This is a genomic window from uncultured Lamprocystis sp., from assembly GCF_903933125.1.
In the GTDB taxonomy this organism is placed as follows: Bacteria; Pseudomonadota; Gammaproteobacteria; order Chromatiales; family Chromatiaceae; genus Thiodictyon.
Genome location: NZ_CAIZIZ010000199.1, coordinates 1 through 4,612, shown reverse-complemented (window position 1 = coordinate 4,612; position 4,612 = coordinate 1). Strand labels below are relative to the sequence as shown.

The window sequence follows — 4,612 nt, the reverse complement described above, 5'->3', positions numbered from 1 at the left end:
TGGGTGGCCGCCGCCAACAGCGTGTCGGCAGCGAGGCCGATGGTGGATGCGCTGCGCTTATCCACCCTTCGAAACCGGCTCTGCTGTAGGGTGGATAAGGCGCGCCGCTCGGTCTCAGGGACTCGGCACGGCGGTCGCGCGCGCCGCATCCACCAGAGGTCGCGCGGTGCCGCCCAAATTTGGAATTGCTGTCATCATGAGCCCCCCCCCCCCGCGATGTCTGACACCAACCCTTCCATGGCAACCTTCACAGAGCTCACGAACCGCTCACTGGCGGAACTGCTCGACGCCCTGCGCCGCGAGGCGCGCTACCCCTCCGACCATGCACGCGTACTCCATGACCTGCAAGTCCACCAGATCGAGTTGGAATTGCAAAACCGCGAACTGCGCGCCGCGCAGCAGGCCCTGGAGGAGTCCCGCGACCGCTACGCGAACCTCTACGACTTCGCCCCGGTGGCCTATACCACACTCGACCGCCAGGGCCGGATGGTCGAGATGAACCTGACCGCGGCCCGGTTGCTGGGGGTCGAGCGCGGCCAGACGGTCGACCCCTTCCTGGGCCTGCGGCTCGCCCCGGGGCAGAACCGTGCCTTGCTCAGCACGATCGGGCGGGTGCTGGCGACCGGCCGGGAGGAATCCCTGGAAGCGACACTGGGACGCCCGCCGCAGCCCACCCGCGAACTGCACCTGTTACTGCAACGCGGGCGGCTGGGCGCGGACGGGGCGGCCCCCGCCACCTGCAGCGCGGCCCTCCTGGACGTTACCGAGCACCGGCAACTGACGCGGCGGCTGCAAGAGCGCGAGTCGCAACTGGAGCACCAGGCCGGGCACGACGCGCTCACCGGGCTGCCCAACCGACTGTTGTTCACCGATCGACTGCATCAGGCCATGCAGCGTGCCCATCGTGAGAACCACGAACTGGCGCTGCTCTTCCTCGACCTGGACCGCTTCAAAGACATCAACGACAGCCTGGGACACGGGGTCGGGGACGCGATCTTGCGCCAGGTGACCGAGAGACTGCGCGCCCAAGTGCGCGAGGGTGACACTGTTGCGCGCCTCGGCGGCGATGAGTTCACGATCATTTTGGGCGATCTGAGGCAGGGCAGCGAGGCCGGACTGATCGCCCGCAAACTGGTCGACGCTTTCACCCAACCATTCGCGGTGAATGACCATGCACTCTATATGACGGCGAGCATCGGCATGACGGCGAGCATCGGCATCAGCCTCTATCCGCAGGATGGCGCCGATATGGAAACCCTGGTGCGCAATGCGGACGCGGCCATGTATCGGGCCAAGGAGCAGGGGCGCAACACCTTTTGCTTCTACACCGAGGATCTGACGGCTCACGCGCTGGCCCAGGTCTCGCTGGAGACCGCCTTGCGCCAGGCCCTCGCCAAAGAGAAGTTCAGCCTCCATTACCAGCCGCAACATGACCTGGAGACCGGCCGGATCCTCGGCTGTGAGGCCCTGATCCGCTGGCACCACCCGCTGATGGGGGTCGTCGAGCCGGATGATTTCATCCATGTGGCGGAGTCAACCGGACTGATTGTTCCCATCACTGCCTGGGTGCTGCGCACCGCGGTGACCCAAATGAAGCGCTGGCATACGCAGGGGCTGCTGACCCGCGGGACGGTGTCGGTCAATCTGTCGAACCGTGACATTCAAAGCCCGAACCTGGCTGAGACCGTCGTCGGCATCCTTGACGCGGTGAGGCTCGACCCCCACGCCTTGGTGGTTGAAATTGCCGAGACCTGGGTCATCGCCCGCCCCGAGTCGGCCGCTTTCAATATCCAGCGCCTCCAGACCTTGGGCATCGACGTCGGCATCGACGACTTCGGCGCCGGCTATTCCTCACTGACCTCGCTCAAGCGGCTGGCGGTGCGGGTGATCAAGATCGATCGATCATTCGTCGCCGGACTTCCGGACGATGCCGCGGCGTGCGCCATCACCCGCGCGGTCATTGCTCTCGGCCAGGCCTTGGGGCTCAAGGTGGTCGCCGAGGGCGTCGAGTCCCAGGCCCAGGCGGACTTTCTCCAACGCGAGGGATGCCGGATTGTTCAGGGTTACCTGTTCAGTCGTGCACTCCCGGCAGCGGAGTTCGAGGCCTATGTCCGCGACTGGATCCCGCCTCCGGCTGCGCCATGCGGTGCAGTCGCGGCCCCGTGATGGTAGCATCCTGCGACCGCTCAGTTGGCGTTGACCGCCCCCGACCAGGCTCCCGGTGCCGTCCTGATTGCCGCCGCAAGCGGGGTGGGATGATGCCCGGAAGGGCCTCGATCAAGATTCCGGCCACTTGGGCTCGCCGGGTGCGTAGTCAGGCCATCCTGGCCTGACACCGTCAGGGCTGGAAGCCCTGACGACGCACGCCGCTGCCCGGGATTACGATCAAGGCCCCCGGAAGTAACCAAGGGCGTTGCGCGCTTCCGCAAACCAAACGGACCGATACCCGCATGTATGCAACCCCCGAGACCGACGATGGCTGGATCACGGCGATCCGCGAACCGGACGGCGAGGCTCTGGTGGTGGAGGCCCGCTTCGCCCTGCCGCGCCGCTTCCGCGAGCTGGTCCGCGGACGCGAATCCGAACTGGTGTTCGCGGCGCGCAGCCGCCTGGCGCGGCTCGGCATCAACATCACCCCCTTGGGTGAGCCGGTCTTCAACGGCCGCTCGTGCGATCTGCGGCTGAGCGTCGTCGCCGCCATCCGCGCCTACGGCATGGCGGAGCATCTGGAGCGGCTGATCACGCCCGGACTGCGGGTGGGACGGCTGGTCTACTGCCCGCGCGATACGCGGCTCTCCTCGACCGAGATTCACGGCCTGATCCAGGACAACCAAATCCAGGTACCCGCCGGCTTCTCCTTGGACGCGCATGGCTATCTCATCCTGCGCCCGCAGCAGCAGCTCTTCCGCTTCCGCAAGCCGCTGACCTTCCAGGAGGTGAACGCCGTCGCCTACCACGCGGACGGCAAGGAACTGCTCAACCGTCTCCAGGTCCGCACCACGGTGGACAACATCGAGCTGCCGCCCAATGACGGGCTGGTGACGGCCTGCTCCATGTTCCTGCATCGGCATTACGTGGTGCTCCAGAACCTGGATGACTCACTCGGCTTTCACCTCCAGGCCACGGTGCTGGACCCGGTCTCCACCCGCGGCACCAACATCTATCTGGAGTTCATCAACCGCTCCGATCAGCTCATCGTCAACCCCACGGTCGCCGCCACCGTGCACGAGGCCGTGCATTCGGAGCCGGAGCGCCGCTATTGGCATGGCGGACCCAAGCCGCTGCCGGCTGCCGCGGAACCGGAATACCGATCACTCGCGCAGGTCTTCGACCGGCTGGAGGGCTCGCCGTTGTTGGTGCCGGGCTGCCACCGCCTGATGGCCGCGACCACCGACCCCGCCGCCCTGTTCGCGGGCGGTCTGCCGGAGTTGCTCTGCGGCCGGTCGGATAACCCGGGGAACCCGCGGGTGCGGCCGGATCCCCAAGTCGACGCCGACCCATCGTCCGCGTTCGATGAGCCGACCGACTGTGCCGGGACCGGACCGCTCGCCGGGTTGCCGGACGGCGCGGGAGCGACGCTGCTGCTCGGGTACTTTCCCAACCTGATAGAACACACCGAAATCTGCGCCGCCGCGCTGCGCGGCCAGATCGCGCGCATCGTCTTCCGCCGCGCGTCCTTCGAGCATGGTGTCTTCCTCTCCGACCGTGACCACGGCCGCCTGGCGGACTACGAGGGTCTGGGTGTCGAGGTCTACTGGTGCAACGAGGCGCGCGGCCATGTGGTGCGGCATGTCTTCCGCGGCCTGCGCGGCTATTTCACCGCGCCGGACATGGTGGACCGCTTCCGCTCCACCCTGGTGTTCGCCATCTATGGCTCGATCAAGCCGCTGAGCGAGCCCGAGATCGCCTGTACCGAGCGGCTGATCACCAACCTGCGGGGACTCTTCGGCAGCGACATCGGCATTCTCACCGGCGGCGGACCCGGGTCCATGCAGCAGGTCACCGCCACCGCCCACCGGCTCGGCCTGATGGTCGGCTCCAGCTTCATCGAAACCATGGATCAGGAGACCAACAAGAGTGCCGATTTCTACCAGACCTTCCAGGCCCGCAGCCGTCAGTCGCGACAGCGCTGGTTCGAGATCGCAAGCTTCCATCTCTTTCTGATCGGCGGTGTCGGCACCCTGGAAGAAATCGGACTCACGCTCACCGACATGAAGCTCGGGGTCATCGAGTCCAGTCCCATCGTCTTCCTGGACAGTTCGGGCGGGGACTTCTACTGGCAGGGCCTCAAAGACCAATTCACCCGCATGGTGCGGGCCGGACGCATGTCGGCGGGACTGCTGGACAACATCCTGATGACCGCCGATCCGGATGAGGTGCCGCGGTTCTACAAGAAGGCGCTGCGGTTGGGATAAATAACGAACCGTTGGGCCTCGATCAAGATTCCGGTCACTTGGGCTCGCCGGGTGCGTAGTCAGGCCATCCTGGCCTGACACCGTCAGGGCTGGAAGCCCTGCACCGCAGCGCTGTCGGGGGCTTCAGCACTTGGGCTCGCCGGGTGCGTAGTCAGGCCATCCTGGCCTGACACCGTCAGGGCTGGAAGCGCTGCACC

At 66.3% G+C, this 4,612-nt stretch carries 2 protein-coding genes; both read left to right on the top strand.

All coding sequences use genetic code 11. The features are described 5' to 3' along the window. Positions 1-237: 237 nt before the first annotated feature. Positions 238-2,166: an EAL domain-containing protein gene (locus tag QZY03_RS10025; RefSeq protein WP_295580558.1), complete on the top strand. Its 1,929-nt coding sequence runs from the start codon at positions 238-240 to the stop codon at positions 2,164-2,166. A 284-nt stretch (positions 2,167-2,450) separates the two neighbouring features. Then, positions 2,451-4,415, top strand: coding sequence for an LOG family protein (locus QZY03_RS10020; RefSeq protein ID WP_295580556.1), 1,965 nt, complete (start codon positions 2,451-2,453; stop codon positions 4,413-4,415). Positions 4,416-4,612: the final 197 nt, after the last annotated feature.

What these genes read in the sequence shown, in the direction of transcription:
- QZY03_RS10025 (WP_295580558.1), top strand. Translation starts at nt 238, where the DNA reads ATGGCAACCTTCACAGAGCTCACGAACCGCTCACTGGCGGAACTGCTC.
- QZY03_RS10020 (WP_295580556.1), top strand. Translation starts at nt 2,451, where the DNA reads ATGTATGCAACCCCCGAGACCGACGATGGCTGGATCACGGCGATCCGC.